The organism is Belnapia arida (genome assembly GCF_016773205.1).
Taxonomy (GTDB): domain Bacteria; phylum Pseudomonadota; class Alphaproteobacteria; order Acetobacterales; family Acetobacteraceae; genus Belnapia; species Belnapia arida.
Genome location: NZ_JAETWB010000001.1, coordinates 1,029,395 through 1,054,487, shown reverse-complemented (window position 1 = coordinate 1,054,487; position 25,093 = coordinate 1,029,395). Strand labels below are relative to the sequence as shown.

The 25,093-nt window shown below is 69.6% G+C and carries 23 protein-coding genes; 9 read left to right on the top strand and 14 right to left on the bottom strand.

Annotation, left to right across the window (positions count from 1 at the left end; translation table 11 throughout):
• Positions 1 to 25 precede the first annotated feature (25 nt).
• The 4 genes from JMJ56_RS05105 to JMJ56_RS05090 form a co-directional block, all read right to left on the bottom strand.
• Positions 26 to 664: a hypothetical protein gene (locus JMJ56_RS05105; protein ID WP_202830493.1), complete on the bottom strand. Its 639-nt coding sequence runs from the start codon at positions 662 to 664 to the stop codon at positions 26 to 28.
• 7 nt (positions 665 to 671) lie between these two features.
• A complete protein-coding gene (locus tag JMJ56_RS05100; protein WP_202830492.1) occupies positions 672 to 1,085 on the bottom strand; it encodes a VOC family protein in 414 nt (137 codons plus the stop codon).
• Positions 1,086 to 1,206: 121 nt separating this feature from the next.
• Complete coding sequence (locus JMJ56_RS05095; protein WP_202830491.1) at positions 1,207 to 2,034, bottom strand: PPC domain-containing DNA-binding protein; 828 nt, start codon at positions 2,032 to 2,034, stop codon at positions 1,207 to 1,209.
• The gene (locus JMJ56_RS05090) at positions 2,031 to 3,632 is read right to left on the bottom strand and encodes an acyl-CoA synthetase (RefSeq protein ID WP_202830490.1); all 1,602 of its coding nucleotides are present in this window, start codon (positions 3,630 to 3,632) and stop codon (positions 2,031 to 2,033) included. The genes JMJ56_RS05095 and JMJ56_RS05090 overlap by 4 nt, the downstream gene beginning before the upstream one ends.
• A 112-nt stretch (positions 3,633 to 3,744) precedes the next feature.
• On the opposite strand from JMJ56_RS05090, the gene JMJ56_RS05085 reads away from it, so the two are divergent.
• Together JMJ56_RS05085 and JMJ56_RS05080 are read left to right on the top strand one after the other, a co-directional pair.
• Positions 3,745 to 4,752, top strand: a complete 1,008-nt coding sequence (locus JMJ56_RS05085; protein ID WP_202830489.1) for a TRAP transporter substrate-binding protein — start codon at positions 3,745 to 3,747, stop codon at positions 4,750 to 4,752.
• Between the two features lie 3 nt (positions 4,753 to 4,755).
• Entirely contained in the window at positions 4,756 to 6,603 is a 1,848-nt protein-coding gene (locus JMJ56_RS05080) for a TRAP transporter large permease (RefSeq protein WP_202830488.1), read from the top strand.
• Positions 6,604 to 6,611: 8 nt separating this feature from the next.
• On the opposite strand, the gene JMJ56_RS05075 is transcribed toward JMJ56_RS05080, so the two are convergent.
• The 3 genes from JMJ56_RS05075 to JMJ56_RS05065 form a co-directional block, all read right to left on the bottom strand.
• Complete coding sequence (locus JMJ56_RS05075) at positions 6,612 to 7,370, bottom strand: alpha/beta fold hydrolase (RefSeq protein WP_202830487.1); 759 nt, start codon at positions 7,368 to 7,370, stop codon at positions 6,612 to 6,614.
• A 14-nt stretch (positions 7,371 to 7,384) separates the two neighbouring features.
• The gene (locus JMJ56_RS05070; RefSeq protein WP_202830486.1) at positions 7,385 to 8,284 is read right to left on the bottom strand and encodes a DMT family transporter; all 900 of its coding nucleotides are present in this window, start codon (positions 8,282 to 8,284) and stop codon (positions 7,385 to 7,387) included.
• A 118-nt stretch (positions 8,285 to 8,402) separates the two neighbouring features.
• Positions 8,403 to 9,410 carry an NAD(P)H-quinone oxidoreductase gene (locus JMJ56_RS05065; protein WP_202830485.1) on the bottom strand — a complete coding sequence of 336 codons (1,008 nt, stop codon included), beginning with the start codon at positions 9,408 to 9,410 and terminating at the stop codon, positions 8,403 to 8,405.
• 127 nt (positions 9,411 to 9,537) lie between these two features.
• On the opposite strand from JMJ56_RS05065, the gene JMJ56_RS05060 reads away from it, so the two are divergent.
• Entirely contained in the window at positions 9,538 to 10,776 is a 1,239-nt protein-coding gene (locus JMJ56_RS05060; RefSeq protein WP_236037412.1) for an ABC transporter substrate-binding protein, read from the top strand.
• Here JMJ56_RS05060 and JMJ56_RS05055 read toward each other — a convergent pair.
• The 6 genes from JMJ56_RS05055 to JMJ56_RS05030 all read right to left on the bottom strand — a co-directional run bounded on the left by JMJ56_RS05055 (position 10,763) and on the right by JMJ56_RS05030 (position 17,219).
• Positions 10,763 to 11,731 (bottom strand): Bug family tripartite tricarboxylate transporter substrate binding protein, encoded by a 969-nt coding sequence (locus JMJ56_RS05055; protein ID WP_202830483.1) that lies wholly within the window; start codon positions 11,729 to 11,731, stop codon positions 10,763 to 10,765. The genes JMJ56_RS05060 and JMJ56_RS05055 overlap by 14 nt on opposite strands.
• Before the next feature lie 57 nt (positions 11,732 to 11,788).
• Positions 11,789 to 12,853 carry a sn-glycerol-3-phosphate ABC transporter ATP-binding protein UgpC gene (gene ugpC / locus JMJ56_RS05050; protein ID WP_202830482.1) on the bottom strand — a complete coding sequence of 355 codons (1,065 nt, stop codon included), beginning with the start codon at positions 12,851 to 12,853 and terminating at the stop codon, positions 11,789 to 11,791.
• Positions 12,853 to 13,698 carry a sn-glycerol-3-phosphate ABC transporter permease UgpE gene (gene ugpE, locus JMJ56_RS05045; RefSeq protein ID WP_202830481.1) on the bottom strand — a complete coding sequence of 282 codons (846 nt, stop codon included), beginning with the start codon at positions 13,696 to 13,698 and terminating at the stop codon, positions 12,853 to 12,855. The genes ugpC and ugpE overlap by 1 nt, the downstream gene beginning before the upstream one ends.
• A complete protein-coding gene (ugpA, locus tag JMJ56_RS05040) occupies positions 13,698 to 14,576 on the bottom strand; it encodes a sn-glycerol-3-phosphate ABC transporter permease UgpA (RefSeq protein WP_202830480.1) in 879 nt (292 codons plus the stop codon). The genes ugpE and ugpA overlap by 1 nt, the downstream gene beginning before the upstream one ends.
• A 13-nt stretch (positions 14,577 to 14,589) precedes the next feature.
• Positions 14,590 to 15,939, bottom strand: a complete 1,350-nt coding sequence (ugpB, locus tag JMJ56_RS05035; protein WP_202830479.1) for a sn-glycerol-3-phosphate ABC transporter substrate-binding protein UgpB — start codon at positions 15,937 to 15,939, stop codon at positions 14,590 to 14,592.
• Between the two features lie 116 nt (positions 15,940 to 16,055).
• Positions 16,056 to 17,219 carry a diaminopropionate ammonia-lyase gene (locus tag JMJ56_RS05030; protein WP_202830478.1) on the bottom strand — a complete coding sequence of 388 codons (1,164 nt, stop codon included), beginning with the start codon at positions 17,217 to 17,219 and terminating at the stop codon, positions 16,056 to 16,058.
• A gap of 100 nt (positions 17,220 to 17,319) precedes the next feature.
• Between JMJ56_RS05030 and denD the strand changes: the two genes are divergently transcribed.
• Entirely contained in the window at positions 17,320 to 18,330 is a 1,011-nt protein-coding gene (gene denD, locus JMJ56_RS05025; RefSeq protein ID WP_202830477.1) for a D-erythronate dehydrogenase, read from the top strand.
• 28 nt (positions 18,331 to 18,358) lie between these two features.
• Here denD and JMJ56_RS05020 read toward each other — a convergent pair whose 3' ends face one another.
• On the bottom strand, positions 18,359 to 18,805 hold the full coding sequence (locus JMJ56_RS05020) for an acyl-CoA thioesterase (protein ID WP_202830476.1): 447 nt from the start codon (positions 18,803 to 18,805) through the stop codon (positions 18,359 to 18,361).
• Between the two features lie 177 nt (positions 18,806 to 18,982).
• Between JMJ56_RS05020 and JMJ56_RS05015 the strand changes: the two genes are divergently transcribed.
• The 5 genes from JMJ56_RS05015 to JMJ56_RS04995 all read left to right on the top strand — a co-directional run bounded on the left by JMJ56_RS05015 (position 18,983) and on the right by JMJ56_RS04995 (position 25,075).
• Positions 18,983 to 19,735: a GntR family transcriptional regulator gene (locus tag JMJ56_RS05015; protein ID WP_202830475.1), complete on the top strand. Its 753-nt coding sequence runs from the start codon at positions 18,983 to 18,985 to the stop codon at positions 19,733 to 19,735.
• 62 nt (positions 19,736 to 19,797) lie between these two features.
• Entirely contained in the window at positions 19,798 to 21,369 is a 1,572-nt protein-coding gene (locus JMJ56_RS05010) for a gamma-glutamyltransferase (protein WP_202830474.1), read from the top strand.
• 148 nt (positions 21,370 to 21,517) lie between these two features.
• On the top strand, positions 21,518 to 22,495 hold the full coding sequence (locus JMJ56_RS05005) for a Bug family tripartite tricarboxylate transporter substrate binding protein (protein WP_202830473.1): 978 nt from the start codon (positions 21,518 to 21,520) through the stop codon (positions 22,493 to 22,495).
• A 57-nt stretch (positions 22,496 to 22,552) separates the two neighbouring features.
• Positions 22,553 to 23,632 carry a pyrimidine utilization protein A gene (gene rutA / locus JMJ56_RS05000; RefSeq protein WP_202830472.1) on the top strand — a complete coding sequence of 360 codons (1,080 nt, stop codon included), beginning with the start codon at positions 22,553 to 22,555 and terminating at the stop codon, positions 23,630 to 23,632.
• 48 nt (positions 23,633 to 23,680) lie between these two features.
• Positions 23,681 to 25,075, top strand: a complete 1,395-nt coding sequence (locus JMJ56_RS04995; protein ID WP_202830471.1) for an amidase — start codon at positions 23,681 to 23,683, stop codon at positions 25,073 to 25,075.
• Positions 25,076 to 25,093: the final 18 nt, after the last annotated feature.

Here is a 25,093-nt window from a genome sequence, read left to right as displayed (position 1 = left end):
CGGAGCTCCGCTACCGCGGCCAGCCTCAGCGCACTGGCGTCGTGCTGTTCATGCTGTTGCCGGCCGGCGCCGTACCGGCGGGCGGCACCGCATCGCCGCGCGCGCCCATGCCGCTGCCGGTGGTGCCGGTCGTCGTGTCCATGGTCCTGCCCGTGGTCGCGCCGGTATTGGTGGGCGTGCCGACCATGCCGCCGCCCATGTAAGCGCGGTCTGCCTCACTGGTCGGCCGGCGTGCCGCGCTCTGCGAGCGGCGGCTGCTGCGCCGGGTCGACTTGTTATCGTCGAGCGGCGTACGCACTTCGGGGTTGCTCCAGGGCGGCGTGCCGAGATTGACGTCGCGCGGGCTGGTCGTCGCGCCGGTCACGGCACCCGCGCCGGCTCCGATCGCCGCCCCGGCCAGCGCACCTACCGGGCCACCGAGCGCGCCGATGCCGGCGCCCGTCGCCGCACCTGCGGCCGCGCCACCGGTCGTGCGGTCGGAGCTATTGGTTCCGCAGGCCGCCAGCGCCAGCGCCAGGCCGGCTGCGCCGATGACTTTCCAGCTCATGTGTTCCTCCATCCCTTTGCCGTTCGCCTCGGGAGGTGGCGCCAGGGCGCTGCCGTCCCGCACGAACCGGAACGCCTTCGCGTTGAAATGGTTGCGCAGACGGCGGGGAACCGACACGCGGATGTCAGTCTGGCTCCGGCCAATCCGCGCGGTCGAAACGCTGGATCTCGAGCAGGTAGCCCGCCGGGTCGCGGAAGAAGAAATGGGTGATGCCGATTGCCGCATGGGCCGCGGGCGGCGCCTCGATGGCCACCCCCTCACCCAGCAGATGCACATGCCAGGCTTCCACTACCGGGGTGACGAGCGTCAGCACCACGCCGCCTTCCGCTCGCGGCTCCCGCCCCTCGCGCGGCCCGCGCGCCTGCACCACGCCGAGGAAGGCACGTCGGCTCGCCGTTGCATAGATGGCGGCGAAGCCCTGGTCCTGCACCAGTTCGAGGCCGAGCACCCGCCCGTAGAAATCCCGGCTGGCGGCAGGATCCTCGGCGTAGAGGAAGGTGATCTGCTGGGCGAAGGTCGGCGGGCGTGGGGCGGTCATGCGGCATCCTCCGCCGAAGCTGTGCCCCGGCGCAATCCTTGCCCGGCGGCCAGGAATGGCCGTCCGCCATGGGGACCTATCGAAGAGCGCGCCGCTGGCACTGGATCGATCCGGCCGGGGCTCAGACCTCCTCCACCAGCAACGCCTCGATGGTGATGCAGACCGGGTTCTCGCCCGGGCGCAACACGCCCTCATGCACCCGTCCCTGCATGTCGGCCAGGGCGATGCCGAGGCCATCGCCGGTGAAGAGCATCTCGGTCGCATAGTCCTCGACCGCGCCGCCGCCCTCGAAGCGGGCGCCGATGAGGCTGCCGAGGCTGCCGCGCAAGGCCGGACGGTGGAGGCCATGGCGGCCGATGGCGGCGGCGAGGGCGTTCGCAGCATCCTCGTTCGGGCGGATGCGGAGGGCGACCGCGGGCCGCGCCCCGGGCGGTGGCGAGCCCGCGGCGGGCACGGGGCGGAAGATGGTGAAATTCGTCTCCGCATCCAACTCGGAGACCAAGGCGATGCCGGTCAGGCCCCAGGCCCGGGCAAGAACCGGAGCGACGAGCCTGGTCTCCTCCGGCAGAACATGGCCACCGCGCCGCCCGGCCGCTTCCTGCCAGACCGCATGGCAGTGCAGCCAAGGCTGGCCGGCGCGGCGACCGAAGGTGATGCAGCCACGCTCGAGGCGGGCGCCTGCCGGCGGGGTGTGGGTCGCGCTGTAATAGGCGGCGTGGGTGTCATCCGGCGCCGGGGCCGGCAGGACATAGGAGAAGGGCGCGAAGCCGCCGCCCTCCAGCTCGAGCGTCGCACTGTCGAAGCCGGCGGCGTGGACGGCGCGGGTGACGGCGTCCAGCAAGGAGAGGCCGGGGGCAAGGGTGACGGCGAACGGCTGTGCGTGCCCGGCCACGCTCTCGATTCGCGGCATGAGGGCCGGGCCGGGATGGGCAAGGCGGCGCGGGCTCATGCGAGGGGCAGCAGGCCGCGGGCTTCCATCTCCTCCCGCACCATCTTCTTGGTGATCTTGCCGTAGCCCGAGCGGGGCAGCGCATCCCAGGCGAAGACGCGCCGCGGCATCTTGTAGCGCGCCATGCGGCCATCGAGCCAGCCGAGCAGCGCCTCCTCCGCCACCGACTCGCCCGGCCGAGGAACGATAACGGCGACGCCGACCTCGCCCCAATGGCGGTCCGGCACGCCGACCACCGCGACCTCGGCAATGCCGGGATACTGCAGGATCAGCTCCTCCACCTCGCGCGGATACACGTTCGATCCGCCGGAGATGTACATGTCCGAAGCGCGGCCGGTGATGTAGAGGAAGCCTTGCTCATCCATATGGCCGAGGTCGCCGGTGCGGAACCAGCCGTGGCGGAAGGATTTCGCGTTGGCCTCGGGGTTGTTGTAGTAGCCGGCGAAGACGGCGGGGCCGGCGACGCCGATCTCGCCCTGGGTGCCGGGCGCGACCTCCCTGCCCTCCTCGTCCTGGATCTGGATCTCGATTCCCGTGCGCGCAAAGCCGCAGCTGCCGATGCGGGCGGCCGGGCCGTCCTCCTCCCCGTGCAAAGCGGGTGGCAGGACGGTGATGTTGCCCGTCACCTCGCCGAGGCCGAAATACTGGACGATCACCTTGCCCAGCTTCCGCAGGGCGAATTTCTGGTCCTCGCGGTACATCGGCGCGCCGGCATAGATGACGTAGCGGAGCGAGGCATGGTCGTGCGCATCGACCGCGGGATGCTCGACCAGCATCTTCAGGATGGTCGGCACCGTGAACATGTTGCTGATGCGATGGGCTTCGACCAGGCGCCAGGCCTCAGCGGCGTCGAAGCGTTCACCAGGCAGGAGGATGCTGGCGGCGCCGCGCGCCACCTGCGTCAGGAAATGGATGCCGGCGCCGTGGGAGAGCGGTGCCACCACCAACGAGGCGTCCTGCTCGGTCGTGCCTGGCATCAGGTCGCAGAGATGGTTGGTGATGACGAAGGCCATCTGGCCATGCGTCAGCACCGCGGCCTTGGGACGGCCGGTGGTGCCGGAGGTGAAGAAGAACCAACAAGGGTCGTCGTACTCAGCATCGGCGATGGGACAGGCCCGGCCCGCTCCCGCCTCGATCAGCGCTTCCAGCGTCGCCGTGCCGAACCCGGCCTCGCCGATGCTTGCCAGCAGGCGGAGGCCAGGCAGGGCGGCGGCGACGGCGGCGGCGTGCTCGGGGAAAACGGAATGGCAGAGGAAGGCGGTCGCGCCAGAGGCCTCGGCGAGATAGGCGACCTCCTCCGACACCAGCCGCACATTGGTCGGCACCAACACGGCGCCGAGGCGGAAGGTGGCGAACATCGCCTCCAGGATTTCGTTGCCGTTCCGCGCATGGACCAGCACGCGGTCGCCCTTGCCGATTCCCCGCGCTGCAAGCGAGGCGGCGAGCGCCGTGCTACGCCGCTCGAATTCCCGCCAGGTCCAGCGCCGCTCGCCCCAGGCGAGCGCCAGATGGTCAGGCAGGCGGCGGGCCGTCTGGGCGAGGAAGCCGGCGAGGTTCATCACCCGCTGTGAGACGGGCAGGCCGGTCATCGAGGTCATGCGGGCGGTCCCTCCTTCGTTGCCGGTGAAAATACCGCCTCCCCGGCCCGGGCGACATGGCCTATGAGCGGGCAACGGGACAGTCCGGCCAAGACCGGAACGGAGGAAACAGATGGTCCGACTGCATCGCCGCACCTTGCTCGCCGCGGGCGCGCTTGCCGCCCCCGCCCTCCGGATTCGGCCCGCCCATGCGGCGGAGTTCAGCTACAAATACGCCAACAACCTGCCGCTGACCCATCCGATGAACCAGCGCGCCAAGGAGGCTGCGGAAGCGATCGCCAAGGAGACGGGCGGCAGGGTCGAGATACAGATCTTCCCGAACAACCAGCTCGGCTCGGATACCGACATGCTGAGCCAGGTGCGGAGCGGCGCGATCGAGTTCTTCACCCTCTCGGGGCTGATCCTCTCGACGCTGGTGCCTGCCGCCTCGATCAACGGCGTCGGCTTCGCCTTCCCCAATTACGCGACGGTATGGAAGACGATGGACGGAGCGCTCGGGGCCCATGTGCGGGCCCAGATCGGCAAGGCCGGCCTGATCGTGATGGACAAGATCTGGGACAATGGGTTCCGCCAGATCACCTCCTCCTCCAGGCCGATCGCCGGGCCGGAGGACCTGCGGAACTTCAAGATCCGCGTGCCGGTGAGCCCGCTCTGGACCTCGCTCTTCCAGGCCTTCGGCTCGGCGCCGACGAGCATCAACTTCGCCGAGGTCTATTCGGCCCTGCAGACCAAGGTGGTGGATGGGCAGGAGAACCCGCTTGCCATCATCTCGACGGCAAAGCTCTACGAGGTGCAGAAATTCTGCGCCCTCACCAACCACATGTGGGACGGCTTCTGGATGCTCGGCAATCGCCGGGCCTGGGCGGCGCTGCCGGCCGATGCGCAGGCCGTGGTGGCGAAGCACTGGAATGCCGCGGCGGTGGCCGAGCGCGGCGATGTCGAGGCGCTCAATGCCGGGCTGCAGGCGGAGCTGGCGAAGCAGGGCCTTACCTTCAACACCGTCGATCCCATGCCCTTCCGCGAGGCGCTGAGGAAGGCGGGCTTCTACACGCAATGGGGGCAGCGCTACGGCGAGGAGGCCTGGGGCATCCTCGAACAGGACCTCGGCAAGCTGACCTGAGTCATGGCGGATATCGGCCTGGTGGAGCGGCGGCCTGAGGGGCGGGTGGAGAGCCTGCTCGGCGGTGCGCTGGAGCTTGCGGCGGCGGCGCTTGTCGCGGTGGAGACGGTGCTGCTGCTGGCCGGCATCGTGGCGCGCTACGTGTTCCACAGCTCGCTCGTCTGGTCGGACGAGCTGGCCTCCGTGCTGTTCCTCTGGCTGGCGATGCTGGGGGCGGTGGTCGCCTTCCGCCGCGCCGAGCATATGCGGATGACAGCGCTCATCGCCATGGCACCGGCGGGGCTGCGCGGCTTCCTCGAGGCGCTGGCCGTGGCGGCGCCGATCCTTTTCCTGCTGCTGCTGCTTCATCCGGCCTACGACTATGCGGTGGAGGAGAGCTTCATCACCACGCCGGCGATGGAGATCCCGGGAAGCTGGCGGGCCTCGGCCCTACCGGTGGGCGTTCTGCTGATGTTGCTGGTGGCGCTGGTGCGCCTGCCGCGGGCTGCGGGCTGGGGGCGGGCGGCGGCGGCGCTGGGCGTCGTCGCACTGGTCGCGGCGGGGTTCTGGTGGGCCGGGCCAGTGTTCAGGCCGCTCGGCAACCTCAATCTCGTCATCTTCTTCGTGGGGCTAGTGGCGGCGACGGTGCTCGCCGGCGTGCCGATCGCATTCTGCTTCGGGCTTGCGACCTTCGGCTATCTGGCGCTGACGACGCGGGTGCCGACCATGGTGGTGGTGGGGCGGATGGATGAGGGGATGTCGCACCTCATCCTGCTCGCGGTGCCACTTTTCATTTTCCTCGGCAGCTTGATCGAGATGACGGGCATGGCCCGCGCGATGATCCGTTTCCTCGCCAACCTGCTCGGTCATGTGCGGGGCGGGCTGTCCTATGTGCTGATCGGGGCGATGTACCTCGTCTCCGGCATATCCGGCGCGAAGGCGGCCGACATGGCGGCGGTGGCGCCGGTGCTGTTTCCCGAGATGCGGGAGCGTGGGGCGAAGCCAGGGGAGCTGGTCGCACTGCTCTCGGCAACGGGGGCGCAGACCGAGACGGTGCCGCCCTCGCTAGTGCTCATCACCATCGGCTCGGTGACGGGGGTGTCGATCGGCGCGCTCTTCACCGGCGGGCTCCTGCCTGGGGCGCTGCTCGCGGTGGTGCTCTGCGGCGTGGTGTGGTGGCGGCATCGGGGGCAGTCGCTTGCCGGCGCCGCCAAGCCGGGCGGGCGTGAGATCCTGCGGAGCTTCGGCTTCGCGTTGCCGGCGCTGGCCTTGCCCTTCCTGATCCGCGCCGCGGTCGTCGAAGGCGTCGCCACGGCGACCGAGGTGTCGACCATCGGCATCGCCTACGCCTTCATTGTCGGGTTGCTGTTCTACCGTCAGCTCGATTGGTCGCGGCTGAGGCCGATGCTGGTGGATACGGCGGCGCTGTCGGGAGCGATCCTGCTCATCATCGGGGCGGCGACGGCAATGGCCTGGGCGCTGACGCAGTCGGGCTTCTCGCGGCAGCTTGCCGCGGTGATGGCGGCGCTGCCGGGCGGGCAGGCGGGGTTCCTCGCCGTCTCGATCCTGGCCTTCGTTGTGCTGGGCAGCGTGCTGGAGGGAATTCCGGCCATAGTGCTGTTCGGACCCCTGCTCTTTCCCATCGCGCGCGACATGGGTGTGCATGAGGTCCACTATGCGATGGTGGTGATCCTCTCGATGGGGATTGGCCTCTTCGCCCCGCCCTTCGGCGTCGGCTACTATGCCGCCTGCGCCATCAGCCGCATCGGGCCGGATGAGGGGATGCGGGCGATCTGGGGCTACATGCTGGCGCTGCTGCTCGGCACGGCAGTGATCGCCGCCATTCCCTGGATCTCCATCGGGTTCCTCTAAAGCAAGCTCTAGTCGAGGAACGGGCCGATCAGGGCGAGGAAGCTCGACGGGCTCTCGGCATGGACCCAGTGGCCGACGCCCGGGACGGTGGCGAAGCGGGCAGCCGGGAAAAGAGCCCCGAACCGCGGGTGCGAGTCGGGCCGGATGTAGCTCGACCGTTCGCCGTTGATGACGAGGGTCGGTCCCTCGTAGCGGCCGGGAAGATCGGGGAATCCCTCGAGTACCGGCATGGCGGCGGCGAGCTCATCGAGGCCGAGGCGCCAACGCGGCGGGTCGTCCTGCATCCGCAGGTTCTGCACGAGGAAGGCACGGATGCCGGGCTCGGGAACTGCAGCGGCCAGCGCCGCGTCGGCGTCACGGCGCGTCAGCCCGGAGCGAAGCGGAATGGCCTGCATTGCCTCCACATAGGGGCGCAGCGCCGGCGGATAGGCGATGGGCGCGATATCGACGACGACCAGCCGCGCGACCAACGCCGGCTCGGCGAGCGCGAGCGCCATCGCCACCTTGCCACCCATGGAATGGCCGATGACCGCGGTGGGCGCGGCCCCCATTGCCCGCATCGTCTCGGCGACATCGGCGGCCATGGTCGGATAGTCCATGGCACTGGAGCGGCCGGAAGCGCCGTGGTTGCGGAGGTCGAGGGCGAGGACGCGGTGCCGTGCCGCCAGATGCCGCTGCACCGCCCCCCAATTCTGCGCCGAGCCGAACAGTCCGTGCAGCAGGATCACGGGCGGGCCGTCGCCGGCTTCGACCAGGTTGAGGCGCATCCTCTCTCCCTCCCCTACCCCTTCGCGGCCAGGACCACGCTCGCGGCGATCAGCCCGCCCCCGGCCAGCACATCCCATCCCAGCGCCTCGCCGAGCCAGAGGTTCGAGATCAGCACGCCGAGCGCCGGCACGACGAGGAAGCCAACCGAGGCGCGGATGCCCGACAGCCGCCGCCCTGCCTCGATCGTCGACCAGGTGCCGATGGGCGCCGCCACGGCGCCGATGAAGGCGGCATGCGGCCAGGAGGGCGCGCCGATGCCACCCGCCGGCTCGCGCCAGAGTGCCAGAGGCAGCAGCAGGAGGGCGGCGATGGCGAAGCACCAGGGCAGCAGCTCCATCACCGGCCGGCGCGGCGGCAGGCGGCGGGTGACGAGGATGGCGACGCTCCAGAACAGGCTGGAGCCGAGCAGCATCAAGTAGCCCGGCAAGGTGTCGAGGCCTGTCGCACTCAGCATCGCCCAGGGCTGCATCAGCACGCCGACGCCGAGCAGGCCGATCCCCGCCGCCAGCCATTGCAGCGGCGAGACCCGCTCGCCCAGCACCCACCAGGAGAGCGGGATCAGCCAGAAGACGGTGACATTGGTGAGGATCGCCATCCGCCCGGCCGGGATCCAGGCCAGCGCCGTATGGGTCAGCGCGAAGAAGCCCCCGAGCTGCAGCAGGCCGATCGCCAGGATGCAGGGCAGGTCGCCGCGCGCCGGCCAGCGCAGCCGCCGCATCCCCGCCAGCAGCAGCAGGGTGACGGCCGCCGCCATGGCGCAACGGTTGAGGGCGAACCAAAGCGGCGTCGCATGCGCCAGCGCGTCCTTGGTGACGGGCCAGACGCCGCCAAACAGCACCACCGAGATGGCGAGGTAGCGATAGCCCTCAAACGTCTTTGCCCGCGACGGCGGTGTATTCGAAGCACCTGTCAAAAAGCGGGTCCTGCCCGGTGTCCTCCCCACGGCTTTGCCGGGGAGGCGGCGCGAGGCCTGAGGAAAGGAACGTGTTCCGGGGCCCCGCGAAGCCGCTTCGCGGCTTCGCGGGGAGTGATCAGTCGGCGACCTTCAGCATGATCTTGCCGATATGCGTGCTGCTCTCCATCAGCGAATGCGCCGCCGCCGCCTCGGACAGCGGGAAGACCTTGTGGATGGGCGGCGCGACCTTGCCGGCATCGAGCAGCGGCCAGACCTTCTCGCGCAGTGCTTCCGCGATCTCAGCCTTCTGCGCCGCGGTGCGCGGGCGCATGGTGCTGCCGGTGACGGTGAGGCGGCGGGTCATCACCGGGCGGAGATCGGCCTTCGCCACCTCGAAGCCGCCGAGGAAGGCGATGATGACAAGGCGGCCGTCCATGGCCAAGCATTTCAGATTGCGGTTGAAGTAGTCGGCGCCGACCATGTCGAGCACGACATTGGCCAGCTTGCCGCCGGTCGCACGCTTCACCTCCTCGACGAAATCCTGGGTGCGGTAGTCGACCGCGTGATCGGCGCCAAGGTCGAGGCAGGCCCTGCATTTTTCCGTGCTGCCGGCCGTCGCGATCACGCTGGCGCCGAAAGCTTTGGCGAGTTGAATGGCGGTAACGCCGATGCCGCTCGTGCCGCCATGGATCAGCACCGTCTCTCCGGCGGCCAGCCGGCCATGGCCGAAGAGATTGGCCCAGACGGTGAAGAAGGTCTCCGGCAGGGCGGCGGCACGGATGGCATCGAACCCCTTCGGCCAGGGCAGGCACTGGCTGGCCGGGGCGACGCAATACTCGGCATAGGCGCCGCCATTGGTCAGGGCGCAGACCCGGTCGCCCGGCTTCCAGGCGGTGACCTCGGCGCCAGCTGCGACGACCTCGCCGGCGGTCTCGAGCCCGATCAGGGGGCTTGCACCGGGGGGCGGCGGGTATTCGCCCTTGCGCTGGGCGACATCCGGACGGTTGACGCCCGTTGCCAGGACGCGGATCAGCACCTCATCCGCCTTCGGTTGAGGCACTGGCGCCGTCGAGGGGGTTAGCACCTCGGGCGGGCCGCCTTCGCCATGGGTGATGACGGTCATCGATGGGGGCAGCGGTGCCATGGCGGTCTCTCCCGGAGTTGCGGGGAGGTTCCGCGCGAGGGCGCATCGCGTCAAGCCAGGGGGCCTTGCCAGGACGGGTGGGCATGCGATGAATCCGCCGCCGCGCATCCGTCGCGGGAGGATGCCGATGTCGAGGATTGCCCGTCGCCCGCTGCTCGGCGGCATTGCCGCCCTGGCGGCGCCGCGGTTGGCCGGGGCGCAGGGCACGGCGCCGGCCAACGAGCTGAGGCTCGGCGCCCTGTTTCCCTTCAGCGGCAGCCTCGCCCTGCTCGGCGACGAGAGCTTCCGCGGGCTGGAGCTGGCCGCGGAGGAGCGCAACGCGGTGGGTGGGCTGCTTGCGCGGCCGATCCGGCTGGTGAAGGGCGACGCGGCCGGGGCGGACCAGGCGGTCGCCGAGTTGCGGCGCTTGCAGGGGACGGAGAGGGTGGCGGCCGCCTTCGGCACCTATGCCTCGCCGCTCGGCTTTGCGGCCAGCCAGGCGGCGGAGTTGCAGGGCTTCCCGTTCTTCGAGCTCGGCGCCATCGCCGACCCGATCACCGAGCGCGGCTTCCGCATGCTGTTCCGCCTCTGCCCGCGAGCCAGCGACTTCGCCCGCGATTCGGTCGCCGTCATCCCGGAGATGCTGGCGACGGCCTGGTCCACGCCGGCCGAGGTGCTGCGCATCGCCATCCTGCATGAGGAGGGCCTCTACGGCCAGGCGGTGAGCGGGGCACAGGAGGCGCAGCTCAAGGCGCGCGGGCTGAACCTGGTGGAGCGGATCGGCTATGCGGCGCGAAGCGTCGACCTGTCATCGCTGCTGCAGAGGCTGCGCGCGGTCGGCGCCGACGTGGTGCTGCATACCGGCTACCAGAACGACATTGTGCTGTTCTATCGCGGCATGAAGGAGGCGGGCTGGAAGCCGCGCATGGTGATCGGCGCCGGGGCCGGCTACAGCATGACGGACACGGCCCGTTCGGTCGGGCCGGAGTTCGACGGCACGCTGGATGTCGACTTCCCGCAGATCGCGGTGAACGAGGCCGCCGCACCGGGCGTGCAGGGCTTCGTTGAACTTTACAAGCGGCGCTACGGCAGCGACCCGCGCTCCGGCCATTCGCTGGCGAATTACGTCGGTGCGCGCCTGGTGTTGGATGCGATGCAGCGTGCGGCTGCACTCGACCGGGACAAGCTGCGTGCCACGCTGCTGGCAACGGATGTGGCGGAGGGCAGCACGCCGAATGGCTGGGGTGCGCGCTTCGACGAGAAGGGGCAGAACCTGCGCGCGCGGCCACTGCTGGCCCAGTGGCAGGCTGGCCGCCTGGTGACGGTGGCGCCGGCCGAGGCGGCGGTGGCGGTGCTGCGGCCGGTGATGGGGGCTATTCCACCTTGATCCCCGCATCCTGGATGATCGTCTCCCATTTGGTGATCTCATCCATCAGCCACCGCCGTGCCGTCTCGGGCGTGGTGTCGTGGCGGACCAGCATGGTGAGGTCGGTCAGGCGCTGCTGTACGCCGGTCTGCGCGGCGGCCTTGTTGAAGGCGGCATTGATCTGCTCGACGACCGGCGCCGGCGTGCCGGCCGGGGCGAAGACCATGTGCCAGGTATAGCTCTCGGCATTGGCGACGCCGCCCTCGGCGAAGGTTGGGATGTCAGGTGCCTGGGGCAAGCGCTCGGCGGAAGAGATGCCGAGGGCCCGCGCGTCGCCGCGCTTGGCATAGGTAAGGCCGCCGGCGGCGACATCCATGAACATCGCAAGGCGCCCGGAGAGCAGATCAGGCATCCCCGCGGCCGAGCCGCGATAGGGGATGTGGTTGACCTTGAGGTTGCCTGCGCGCTTCAGCAGCAGTTCGGTCGCCAGATGCACGGCGCCGCCGACGCCGCTGCTGCCGTAGTCAAATTCGCCGGACTTCCCGCGGAACAGCGCGACCGCCTCCTGCAAGGTCTTTGCCGGGAGATCCTTGTTGACCAGCAGGATCATCGGGATGACACCGAGCAGCGCCACCGGCTGGAAATCCCCGACCGGATCGAAGGCGAGGCGTGGGAAGAGCGGCCGCAGCACCGAATGCGCGATGGTGCTGTAGAGCAGCGTGTGCCCGTCCTTCGGCGCAGTCGCCACGGCTTCGGTGCCCACCACCACGCCGGCTCCGGTACGGTTCTCGACGACGACGCGCTGCGGCAGGAGCTTCGACACCTCCTCGGCGAAGAGGCGGGCGGGAATGTCGGTCGGCCCTCCAGCGGCGAAGGGAACGATCAGCCGGATCGGCTGGTTGGGCCAGGCCGGCTGCGCCCGCACGGAGGAGGCTGGCAGGATGGCAGCGGCGGCAAGCAGGCTGCGACGATGCATGGATGAGCCTCCCGGTGGGCTTCGCTGCCCTTGCGGCTCAATCTTGGCTCCGGGTGGCTAGGGGTCAAGCCGCTTGCCGGTCTCGCCATCGAAGACGTGCAGCGCCGCGGCCGGGAGAGCGACCGGCAGGCTCTGCGCACCGGGGCCCGGGCCGGCAAGCTTCACCACCAGCGCCTCGCCGCCCGGCAGGCGTCCGTGCAGCACCGTCTCGGAGCCGAGCGGCTCGACCAAGTCGAGCGGAAGCGGGATGCCGCCCTCGGCCAGTTCGACATGCTCGGGGCGGATGCCGATGGTGAGCGGCCTCCCCTCCCCGCCCGCACGCGGCCCGTCGGCGAAGCGCAGCACCGGCCCGGCCTTCAGCGCGACGACCTGGCCGCCCTCGGCCAGGGTCCCTTCCAGGAAATTCATCGCCGGGCTGCCGATGAAGCCGGCGACATAGGTATCGGCAGGCCGCGCCCAGATCTCCATCGGCGACGCGATCTGCGCCGCATGGCCGGCATGCATCACGACGAGCCGGTCACCGAGTGTCATCGCCTCGGTCTGGTCATGGGTGACGAAGAGCGAGGTGACGCCGAGACGGCGTTGCAATCGCCTGATCTCGGCGCGCATCTGCACCCGCAGTTTCGCATCGAGGTTGGAGAGCGGCTCGTCGAAGAGGAAGAGCTTCGGCTCCCGCACGATGGCGCGGCCCATGGCCACGCGCTGGCGCTGGCCACCCGAGAGCTGGCGCGGGCGGCGCGCCAGCAACGGCCCGATCCCGAGCAGCCCAGCGGCCTCGGCGACGCGGCGAGCGATCTCGGGCTTCGGCAAGCCGCGGATCTTGAGGCCGTAGGCCATGTTCTGCTCGACCGTCATGTGCGGGTAGAGCGCGTAGTTCTGGAACACCATGGCGATGTCGCGCTCCGCCGGCTCCAGCGCCGAAACCTCCCGCCCGGCGATGCGAATGCTGCCGGAACTCGCTGTCTCGAGCCCCGCCACGATCCGCAGCAAGGTGGACTTGCCGCAGCCGGAGGCGCCGACGATGACGATCATCTCGCCATCCTCGACGGCGAGGTCGATGCCGTGCAGCACGTGAGTGGCGCCGAAGGACTTCGTGAGTCCGGAGACCTCAAGGCTCGCCATTACTTCTCGGTCTCCGTCAGGCCCTTCAGGAACCAGCGTTGCATCAGCAGCACCACGGCGACGGGCGGCAGCAGCGCCAGCACCGCCATGGCCATGATGACATTCCATTCATTCTGCGCATCGCCGGTGCCGATCATCTTGGCCATGCCGACCACGATGGTCTCTAGGCTGCGGTCGTTCACCACCAGCAGCGGCCAGAGGTACTGGTTCCAGCCATAGATGAAGAGGATCACGAAGAGCGCCGCGATGTTCGTCACCGAGAGCGGCAGCAGGATGTCACGGAAGAAGCGCATCGGTCCGGCGCCGTCCATCTTCGCCGCCTCGACATACTCCTCCGGAATGGTGAGGAAGAACTGACGGAAGAGCAGCGTCGCCGTAGCCGAGGCGATCAGCGGAATGGTCAGTCCGGCCATGGAGTTGAACAGGTCCATGCTGACGATGACCTGATAGGTCGGGATGATCCGCACCTCGACCGGCAGCATCAGCGTCATGAAGATGGTCCAGAAGGCGATCATCCGGCCGGGGAAGCGGAAGAACACCACCGCATAGGCCGAGAGCAGGGAGATGACGATCTTCCCGACCGCAATGCAGAGCGCCATGATGGTGCTGTTCAGCAGCATCCGCGATGCGGGCGAGACGGTGAAGCGGCCGGAGCCGCCGCTGACCCAGGCGGCGGTGTAATTCTCGACTGCGTGGCTGCCCGGCAGCAGCGGCACGTCGCCGCGGCCTATGGTGGAGGCATCATGCGTCGAGCCGATCAGGGTGATGTAGATCGGCGCCGCGAAGATCAGCACCCCGAGCAGCAGCCAAAGATGCGGCCAAAGGGAGGACCAGTAGCGGCGCATCAGTAATGCACCTTGCGCTCAATGAAGCGGAATTGCACCGCCGTCAGCGCGATGACGAGGATCATCAGGATCACCGACTGGGCGGAGGAACTGCCGAGGTTCACGTTCTGCACGCCCTCGACATAGACCTTGTAGATCAGCGTCTCCGTAGCCTTTCCCGGGCCGCCGCCGGTCAGCGCATGGATGACGCCGAAGGTGTCGAAGAAGGCATAGACGAGGTTCACCACCAACAGGAAGAAGGCGGTCGGCGAGAGCAGCGGCAGGATGATGGTCCAGAAGCGCCGCACCGGCTTCGCACCGTCGATCGCCGCCGCCTCCAGCACGCTCCGCGGGATGGATTGCAGGCCGGCCAGGAAGAAGATGAAATTGTAGCTCACCTGCTTCCAGGCCGCGGCGACGATCACCAGCAGCATCGCCTGGTTGCCGTTCAACTTGTAGTCCCAGGCAACGCCGGCCTCATTCAGCGCCCGCCCGACCAGCCCGATCGAGGGGTGAAAGAGGAAGAGCCAGAGCACGGCGGCGATGGCCGGCGCCACGGCATAGGGCCATACCAGCAGCGTACGGTAGATATTGGCACCGCGGATCGACTTGTCCGCTTGCACGGCCAGGAAGAGCGCAGTGCCCATGGCGAGCACGGCGACCGAGGACGAGAAGATCAACGTGTTCCAGGCGGCGCCACGCCATTCCGGCTCCGCCAGGACTTCGGTGAAGTTGCGGAGGCCGACGAACTGGGAGCTCATGCCCCAGGGGTCCTCCTGCAGCAGGGACTGCCAGATGGCAGCCCCCGCCGGCCAGAGGAAGAAGATCGCGGTGATGACGAGCTGCGGCGTGAGCAACAGCAGCGGCAGCGCCGTGCCGTTGAAGACCGTCTTGCGCACAGCGCTTTCCTGATCAGCCGCGGTTCTGGCGCTCGAAATTGCGCAGCACGGTATTGGCCCGCTGCATCACCGCCTCCAGCGCCTGCTGTCCGTTCTGCTGGCCCTGGAAGGACTTCTCCATCTCCTCCTGGATGATGTTGCGGATCTCGACATAGCCGCCGAGGCGGATGCCGCGGGTGTTCGGCGTAGTCTCGCCGCCACGCAGCAGCTGCTCGATCGCAACCTCGGTGCCGGGGTTCTTCTCGTAGAAGCCCTGCGACTTCGCCACCTGGTAGCTGGCTCGGCGGACCGGGACGTAGCCGGTGTCCATGTGCCACTTGGCATCGATCTCGGGTTGACTGAGATAGCGGTAGAATTCCGCGACGCCTTTCCACTCGGCCGCACTGCGTCCGCCGGCAGGGCCGCGGTTCAGGGCCCAGAAGCTGGCACCGCCGATGATGCTGTTGCGGGGCGCGCCGGCGACGTCGCTATAATAAGGCAGCATGGCGGTGCCCCAGGCGAAGCGCGACTCGCGCAGCAGGCGGGCACGCAGGCTCGAGGACGCCATGGTGATGCTGACCTCGCCAGCCGGGAAGAGCGCATCCGCTGCATTGTCCCGGCCGCCATACTTGAACAGGCCGTCCTTCTGCCAGGCGATCAGGTTGTCCATGTGCCGAACCATCACAGGGTTGTTCACCTGCATGGTGGCGCCGAGCCCGTCGAAGCCGTTGCCGAGGCTCGCCAGCGGGAGGTTGTGGATGGCCGAGACCTGCTCGACCTGCACCCAGGCCGGCCACGAGGTGGTCATCGGACTGGCGATGCCGGCCGCCTTCAGCTTCTTCAGCGCCTCGGCCAGTTCCTCCCAGGTCTTCGGAGCCACATCGGGGTCCAGCCCGGCCCGCCTGAGGTGATCCTTGTTGTAGAACATCGTCGCGGTGGAGCTGTTGAAGGGCATGCTCATCTGCCGCCCGTCGGAGGCCTGATAGTAGCCGCGCACCGCCGGGAGGTAGTCGTTGAAGTCGATGCTGACGCCGGATTCGGCGAGCAGCTCATGCACCGGCTTCACCGCGCGCCCGGCGGACATCATCGTGCCGGTGCCGACCTCGAACATCTGCACCACATGCGGCGCGGCATTGGCGCGGAAAGCGGCGATGGCGGCCACCATCGTCTCCGGATAGGAGCCGCGGAAGGAGGGCATCACCTTCACCCCCTGCTGCGTGGCGTTGAAGGCGGCGACGATCCCCTCGAGCTGCCCGCCGAGCGGCTGCGGCAGGCCGTGCCAGAATTGGATCTCGACCGGCGCCTGGGCGGCGGCGGGGCGGGTGCGCGCGGCGGCGATGGCCGCGGCGGCCAGGCTGGCCTGGGCCAGGAAACGGCGCCTCATGGCGTGACTTCTCCCAATCGATCTCGTTGCCGGGGCCGCCGGTTAGCGGCGCCAGGTTGCGGCTCCGTGCCAGTCTTGTGACAGATAGATGAAGCCCGTACAGCGCAGCAAGCGGCCTAAGCGGTCAGCTTTGCGTAAAGCGCCGGGTCGGTCGCCCCCTCGGTGCCGAAGAGGAGGATGCGGCTCGCCTCGTTGAGCCCGAGGGCGGCGCGGGCGAAGGGCTCGCGTGCCGCCAGCAGCATCCCGGCCAGGCCGGCGACGGCGCTCTCGCCGGCGACCAGCGGCGGCTGGCGGCGAGCGAGCAGGCGCATGCAATCGACGGCGCTGGCATCGGGGACAGCCATGAAGGCGAAGCCGGCCCGCTCCAGCTCCTGCCAGGCGAGCAGGCTCGGCTCGCCGCAGGCAAGGCCGGCCATCAGCGTGTCCAGCTCGCCTTCGACAGCGGTCGCCTCGCCCGCCTCGGCGCTGGCCATCAGGCAGGCGGCCCGCTCCGGCTCGACCACCACGATGCGCGGGCCGTCCAGCCCGTAGCGGGCGCGCATCTGCACAGAGACGGCGGCCGCCAACCCGCCGACGCCGCCTTGGATAAAGACATGGGTGGGCGGCGCGGGGATCGACTCGGCCGCCTCCTCCGCTATCAACCGGTAGCCCTGCATCACGTCGCGCGGCACCTCGGTGTAGCCTGCATAGGAGGTGTCGGAGACGACGAACCAGCCCCGCTCGGCGGCCTCGCCCCGGGCGGCGCGGACGGCATCGTCATAGGTGCCGGGGACAACGCGGATTTCGGCGCCGTAGCGGGCAATGGCGTCGCGCCGGCCCTGGCTCACCCCCTCATGGACGAAGATGACGCAGGTGGCGCCGAAGCGCTGCGCGCCCCAGGCGACGCTCCGGCCGTGGTTCCCATCCGTCGCGCAGGTGATGGTGATGGCACGCGTCGCCTCGCGGTGGGTGCCGTCCGTCAACTCGGCCGCCGTCGCGGCATTGGCAACGCCCCGCTTCGCCAGCTCGGCCTGGAGCAGCCGCATCACCGCATAGGCCCCGCCGAGCGCCTTGAAACTGCCGAGGCCGAAGCGGCCCCCCTCATCCTTCCAATGCACGGCGCCGAGGCGGGCGGCCTTGGCCACCTCCTCCAGCGGGACCAGAGGAGTCGACGCATAGCCTTCCCAGCCGGCGATTTCCTCGCGTGCGCGCCGGAATCCGCCCTCAGGCAGGACGACCACGCCTGGCGTACCGTGATGGCGATTGAGGATCAGGCGGAAGGGGCGGTTCGGGATGCTCATGGAGAGGAGTTATCGCGCGGCCCCTGCCCCGCCGCCACTGGCGGCTTGCACCCGGAGGGGGCCGGCGCGACATCTATCCGGGCAAGATCGGGAGAGCGCCATGCAGATCACCATCCTGGGCGGGGGCGGCTTCCTCGGCCGCAAGCTGGCGGCGCGGTTGGCCCACGAGGGCAGCCTCGGCGGCGAGGCGATCAGCGGCCTCACCCTATTCGACCTCCACGCACCGCCGGGGATCGAGGCGCCCTTCCCCGTACGCTGCCTCGGCGGCGACGTGGCCGATCCGGCGCAGGTCGCCACCGCCATCCCGGAGGGGACGCGGGTGGTGGTGCATCTGGCCGCCGTGGTATCGGCCCAGGCAGAGGCGGATTACGAGCTCGGCCTGCGGGTGAACCTGCATGGCACGCTGGCGGTGATCGAGGCCTGCCGGCGGCTGACCCAAGGTCCGCACGCCTCCGGCGCGACGCCGCCGCGGGTGGTCTTCACCTCCTCCGTCGCCAGCTTCGGCGGCGGGCAGGAGGCGCGGCTGGAGGACGATGCCCGTCAGCTTCCCGGCAACAGCTACGGCGCGGAGAAGGCGGCCGCCGAACTGCTGCTGCAGGATGCCTCAAGGCGCGGCGTGCTGGATGCCGTCAGCCTCCGCCTGCCGACGGTGATCGTGCGTCCGGGGCGGCCGAACAAGGCGGCCTCCTCCTTCGTCTCGGCGATCCTGCGGGAGCCGCTGCTCGGCCTCCAGACCGAGCTGCCTGTGCCGGAGGAGTTCGCCGTCTGGATCTGCTCGCCGCGCCGGGCCATCGACTGGTTCCTGCATGCGATGGCGATGGACACGACGCCGCTCGGCCTCGATCGCGGCATCAACCCGCCTGGGCGGAGCGCGACCGTCGGCAAGATGCTGAGCGCGCTCGAGAGCGTCGCCGGGCCCGAGGCGCGGGCCCTGGTGCGTCATGCGCCGGACCCGGCGATCGAGGCGATCGTCGGCGGCTGGCCGGCCAGCTTCACCGCGGAGCGGGCGCGGCGGCTGCTCGGCTTCTCGGAGCAGGAATCGCTGGAGGAGATCATCCAGGGCTTCATCGAGGACGACCTGACCGCGACCCGGGCCGAGCGGGGCATCTGAGGCCCGGGGCGGTGCCGGGCTGCGAGGCTCAGGCATCCTCCGCCGCGCCCTGTCCGACCAGCACCGCCCGCATCGCCGGCGGGATCGCCACCTTTTCCCCGCTGCCATGGCGGATGAGGACCAGCACGGCGCGGCAGGTGAAGACGAGTCCCCTCTTCCACACCGCATAGTCCTGGGTCAGGCTGCTGCGGCGCAGCGCCGCCGGCCGCATGGTGACGGCGACCGCATCGTCGAAGGCGAGCGACTGGAGGTAGCGCACCTCCATCTGCGCGACGACCGGGCCCGGCTCGCCCACGGCGAATCGGCCGCCGAGCGAGAGCCAGTGGGACACGCGGAGATCCTCGCACAGGGCGAGGTAGGCGGCATTGTTGGCATGGGCGTACTGGTCGCATTCCGACCAGCGGATTCGGTGCCGCCGGACCACCGCCCAGTCACCCTCGATTCCGAATTCCGCGCGATCCGCATCCTCGACCATGCTGCCCTCCAACGCAGCGAGACTGCCATGACGGCAAAGACAAGGGCAGCGGGGCTTGACTTGATGCTTAAATGCAACAAAATGTAGGGCTTGCGCAATTCGATCTGCGGGTGACCTTCACAAACCAATGAGTTGAATTTAAACTTCAGTTCTTCGCGATTTAACGGGGATCACCACGTGGCTGTTCCGGACCATCGGGCGCACCAGGACGCGTCCGAACGATTGGTCATCGCCCTGGCTGAACCCCGGCGCCTGTCTCCCGTCCAGCCGCGGACGATGGTGGAGCAGGCCGCCGAGGCCATCGTCGCCGCCGCCGCCCGCGGCCTCTTCCTGCCCGGCGACCGGCTTGTCGAGGCGGAGATCGCCCGCGACCTCGGCATCAGTCGCGTCCCAGTCCGCGAGGCGCTGCGGCTGCTGGAGAGCCAAGGCATCGTCGTCAGTACCCCCTACAAAGGGATGCGGCTGATGCAGGTGACGAATTCCGGCGTCGCCGCACTGATGCGGGTGAGGTTCGCCCTCGAATCGCTCGCCGTGCGGGAAGCCTTGCGTCAGCCGGGTGGTGCCGAGCGCTTCGAGGGGCTTGAGGCCGCCGCCGCGGGCTACCGCCAAGCGGTGGAAGTCGGCGACCCGGCGCTGATCGTGCTGGCCGATGGCGATTTCCATGCCGAGTTGTGCCGGGTTTCCGGCAACGCGCCCCTGCTCGCCCTGTGGCAGAGCCTCGCTCGGCAGCTTGCGGTGATCTGGGGGCTCGCCCAGCAGATCCGGGTGCAGGAGGGACTGGAGGCGGAGCATGGCGTGCTGATCGCCGCCCTTGCTGCCGGGGATGAGGCGAAGGCCCTGGCCGCGCTCGAGGCGCATGTGGGTTGGAACCTCACCTTCGACTTCGAGTCGGTGCTGGAGGAGCGGCGGCGCCCCCCGGCCGGGCTTTAGGGATTGCGGCATCCTGGTCATGGCAGGACGATGACGGCACGCCGACCACCGGAGTTGCCGCGATGACGGATGCCTTCCCCCTGCCCGATCACCAGAGCCAGAACTGGTCCCTGCGCAAGCCCGCCGCGAGCGGCGCCGGGGGCGTCGTCGTCTCCCAGGTGAGGGTGGCGGCGGAGGCCGGTGCCGCCATGCTGCGCGCCGGCGGCACCGCGGCGGATGCCGCCGTTGCCACCGCCTTCGCCCTCGCCACGCTCGAGCCCTGGAACAGCGGGCTCGGCGGCATCGGCTTCGCCCAGGTGATGACGCCGGGAATGTCGCCCGCCGAGACCATCGATTTCGGTCCCGTTGCGCCGGCCGGGCTCGACGCCTCCGCCTTCCCGCTGACCGGGCGGATGAAGCAGGACCTTTTCTCCTGGCCCGAGGTGGAGGGGGACCGCAACATCCATGGCCCGCTCTCCTTCGTCATCCCCTCCGCCGTCGCGGGCTATGCGCTGCTGCATGAGCGGCACGGGCGGCTGCCGATACGCGAGGTCCTGGCCCCCGCAGTCGCCCTGGCCAAACGCGGCCTGCCGGCCGACTGGTACACCACGCTGAAGGTAGCGAGCTCGGCCAGCGTGCTGCGCCTTTACCCGGAGAGTGCGCGCATCTACCTGCCGAACGGCTTGCCGCCGACGACACCCTATCAAGGGGCTCCGGGCTTCTTCCCGCTCGGCAACCTGCCGGCGACCCTGGAGCGGCTGCAACAGGCCGGGCTGCGCGACTTTTATGAGGGCGAGATCGCCGCGCAGATCGCCGCCGATGTAGGGGAGATGGGCGGCGTGCTCTCCGCCGCCGACCTCGCCGGCTGCCGTGCAAGGGTGAAGCCCGCCGTCGCCGTGCCCTGGCGCGGGCGCACGCTCATGCTCTCGAATGGGCTGACCGCGGCGCCGACCATGCGCCGGGTGCTGGAGCTGATGGCCGATGTCCCGCTCGGCCCGGAACCATCGGCCGCCTGGTATGCCAGCTTCGCCAGCGCCATGCAGGCCGCCTATGGCGAACGGCTCGCCGGCCTTGGCGATGCCGAGCCCGAGGGCGCCGAGACCTGCACGACTCACCTCACCACTTGCGACAAGGATGGGATGATGGTGGCAGTGACCACCACCCTTCTCTCCTCCATGGGCAGCCGCGTCGTCCTGCCGCGCTCGGGCGTGCTGATGAACAACGGCGTCATGTGGTTCGACCCGCAGCCGGGCACGCCGAATGCCATCGCGCCAGGCAAGCGGCCGCTGACCAACATGTCGCCCATCATCCTCGCCTCGGGCGACCAGCCGGAGATCGCGGCCGGCGCTTCGGGCGGGCGGCGCATCCTGGCCGCGGTGCTGCAGCTGCTCTCCTTCGTCACCGAATTCGGGATGGAGCCGGAGGCGGCGGCGCATCATCCGCGGATCGACGTCTCCGGGCCGGAGGGCGTCACCGCCGACCGGCGCCTGCCGCCCGAGGTGCTGGCCGCCCTGCCTGGCACCCCGACCATTGTGGAGCACGCCGTGCTGCCTCTCAACTTCGCCTGCCCGAACCTCATCCGCCGCGATCCGGGCGGCGAGGCGACCGGCATCAGCGATGCCATGACCCCCTGGAGCGGCGCGGTCGCGGCCTAGAGGGACCCTGGTCAGGGGCTATCGGCCCCAGCCGCGGCACGCTCCTTGCTGCTCATGCCTTGCCCAAGGGCAAGGCAGCTTCCGGGACATGACCGTTGCGTCATCTGACGGCAATCTGCCTGCGCCCTGCCGCAAAGGAGCGCAGAGCATGCATCGCCGACACCTACTCGCCGCCCTCGCCGCCCCTGCCCTGCTGCCCCGCCTCGCGCGGGCGCAGAATGGCTGGCCGGGACGCGGCTCCATCCGCCTCGTCGCGCAATTCCCGCCCGGCGGGCTGGTCGATACCATAGCCCGGCTGATCGCGCCGCCGCTCGCCCAGGCGCTCGGCCAGACGGTGGTCGTCGAAAACAAGGCGGGCGCCGGCGGGGTGATCGGTACTGACTTCGTCGCCAAGTCGCCGGCCGATGGCTACACCTTCCTTGTCAGCCATGCGTCGGTGCATGTCTTCTCGACGGCAACGCTGCCGACCCTGCCCTTTGACCCGGTGGCCGACTTCACCCATCTCGGCATGCTGGTCGAGGCGCCGAACGTGCTGCTGGTGAAGGCGAACTCGCCCTACAAGACGCTCGACCAGTATCTGGCCGCGGCGCGGCGCGTGCCGGTGCGCTACGGCTCCTCCGGCATCGGCTCGGCGCCGCATCTGCTCGGGGTGATGCTCGGGGCGGAAGGGCGGGCGCCCAGCCTTGAGCATGTGCCCTACCGCGGCAGCGCGCCGGCGATGCAGGACCTGATGGCCGGCACCATCGAGAGCCTGATCGACCCGATCACCACCAACGTGGCGATGCTGAAGGATGGCACGCTGCGCTGCCTCGGCATCTCCTCGCCGCAGCGGCTGGCGGCGATGCCGGACATCCCGACTTTCACCGAACAGGGCTACGGCAAGCTGACCTCGAGCCAGTGGCTCGGCCTTTCGGCGCCGAAGGGCCTGCCGGCGCCGATCGCCGAGCGAGTGACGGCGCTGATCCCGCCGCTGCTGGAAACGCCCGTGCTCCGTGCCCGGTGCGAGGAACTGGTGACGCTGCCGCGCAACCCGCCGCCGCTCGGTGCCGACTTCGTCGCCATCATGCAGGAGAACATCGCCACCTGGACCGGCATCGCCCGGCAGTTCAACATCGTGGCGAGCTGAGAGCCATGGCATGAGGATTGCGTGCCCCTCTGCCGCTCAATGCAGAGGGGCGTGCCCATGGATATCGGTGTCTTCATCCCGATCAACAACAATGGCTGGCTGATCTCGGCCACCTCGCCGCAATACATGCCGAGCTTCGAGCTCAACAAGCGGGTGGTGCAGATGGCCGAGGGCTACGGTCTCGACTTCGCCCTATCGATGATCAAGCTGCACGGCTTCGGCGGGAAGACCGAGTTCTGGGACCACGGGCTGGAAAGCTTCACGCTGATGGCGGGGCTCGCCTCCGTCACCTCGAAGATCCGGCTCTACGCCTCGACCGCGGTGCTGACCATTCCACCGGCGATCGTGGCGCGCATGGCGACGACCATCGACAGCATCTCGGGCGGACGGTTCGGGGTGAACATCGTCTCCGGCTGGCACAAGGTCGAGTACAGCCAAATGGGGATGTGGCCGGGCGATGCGTATTTCGGCAGGCGCTACGACTACAGCACCGAATACGTTCAGATCATGAAGCAGCTCTGGGAGACCGGAACAAGCGACCTCAAGGGCGAGTTCTTCCAGATGGACGCGTGCAAGATGAGCCCGCCGCCCTCGGTGCCGATCAAGCTGGTCGCCGCCGGGCAGAGCGACCGCGGGATGGAATTCGCGGCGCAGTACTGCGACTTCAACTTCGCCCTCGGCGAGGGGGTGAACGAGCCGCAGAAATGCATCGACGTGCCGCGGCGGATGCTGAAGGCGGCCGAGAAGACCGGGCGCGATGTCGGCTCCTACATCCTCTACATGGTCATCGCCGACGAGACGGACGAGGCGGCGATGGCGAAGTGGGATCTCTACAACCGGGGTGCCGACCGCGAGGCGCTGGCGCATCTGCTCGGCCATGCCGCAGCCGATGTGAACACGGAATCGACCTCGATGGCTGCGGCGATCCAGCGCTCGCCCTCGCCGATCAATTTCAACATGGGCACGCTGGTCGGCTCTTATGCCAGCATCGCGCGCATGCTGGACGAGGCGGCGGCGATGCCCGGGGTGAAGGGCATCATGCTCACCTTCGACGACTTCCTGGCGGGGATGGAGAATTTCGGCACCCGCATCCAGCCGCTGATGCGCTGCCGGAGCCATGTGAGGCTCGCCGCCTAGCCCTCGGCCTCGGGCGGGTCCAGATTGGTGGCCTGCCCGAGGTGACGCATGACCGAAACCGACCCCGCCCTGATGTCCGCCGAGACCCTGCTGGCGCTCTACGCACGGCGGGCGCTCAGCCCCGTGGAGGTGCTGAAGGCGGTGATGGAGCGGGTGGCCCGATACAACCCCTGGGTCAATGCCTTCGCCGCCATGAACCCCCGCGCCCTGCAGGCCGCGGGCGAGAGCGAGGCGCGCTGGATGGCCGGGCGGCCGATGGGGCTGCTCGACGGCGTGCCCGCCACGGTGAAGGACCTGCTGAACCTCACCGGTTTCCCGACCCGGCGCGGCAGCAAGGCCACCGACACGGCGCCGGCGACGGAGGATGCCCCCTCGGTGCTCGGGCTGAAGGCGGCCGGCGCCGTCATCCTGGGCAAGACCACCACCACGGAGTTCGGCTGGAAGTCGCCCGGTGACTGCCCGCTGCACGGCATCACCCGCAACCCCTGGAACCGCGAGCGGACGCCGGGCGGCTCCTCCTCCGGCGCCGGGGCGGCGGGCGCGGCCTGCTTCGGGCCGCTCCATATCGGCACGGATGCGGGCGGCTCCATCCGCATCCCGGCCGCCTTCTCCGGCCTCGTCGGGCTGAAGCCGAGCTTCGGCCGGGTGCCGCAATGGCCGCTCGGCGCCTTTTCCAATGTCGCCTGCACCGGGCCGATGACGCGTACGGTGCGCGACGCGGCGCTGATGCTCTCCACCATGGCGCGGTACGACCTGCGCGACCCCCGCTGCCTGCCGGATGAGCCGCGCGACTGGCGGGCGGGCATCGAGGGCGGCGTCGCCGGCCTGCGGATCGGCCTCGTGCGCCGCCTCGGCTTTGCCCCGCCGCTCGATGCCGATGGCGAGGCGGTGCTCCAGGCCGCGGCGCGGATGCTGGAGGAGCAGGGCGCGCAGGTCGAGGAGGCCGACCCGGCCCTGCCGGATACGCGGGCCATCTTCTCCCGCGTCTGGGGCGTGGGGCTGGCGCGGCTGGTGGCGACCATCCCGGAGGATCGGCGCGGACTGTTGGATGCCGGCCTCGTCGACCTCGCCGGGCGCGAGGCGGGGATGAATGCGGTCGACTTCCTGGGCGCCGAGGCGCTCCGGATCGAGGCGGCGCATGCGGCGGCGCGCTTCCACCAGCGCTTCGACCTGATGCTCTGCCCGGCGACGCCGACGGCCGCCTTCGCCGCCGACCAGCCGACCATCCGCCCGGCCGAGGCGCTGTGGCGCGACTGGGCACCTTGGACCTTCGCCTTCAACCTGACGCGGCAACCGGCGATCGCCGTGCCGGTCGGCCTCGACGAGCACGGGATGCCGCGCGCGGTGCAGCTCGCCGCCGCGCTCTACCGCGATGACCTGGTGCTGCGTGGGGCGCGGGCGCTGGAACAGGCCGCCACGATACCGCTGGCCCAGCCCGGCTGATTCTGCTTCATCGGGGAG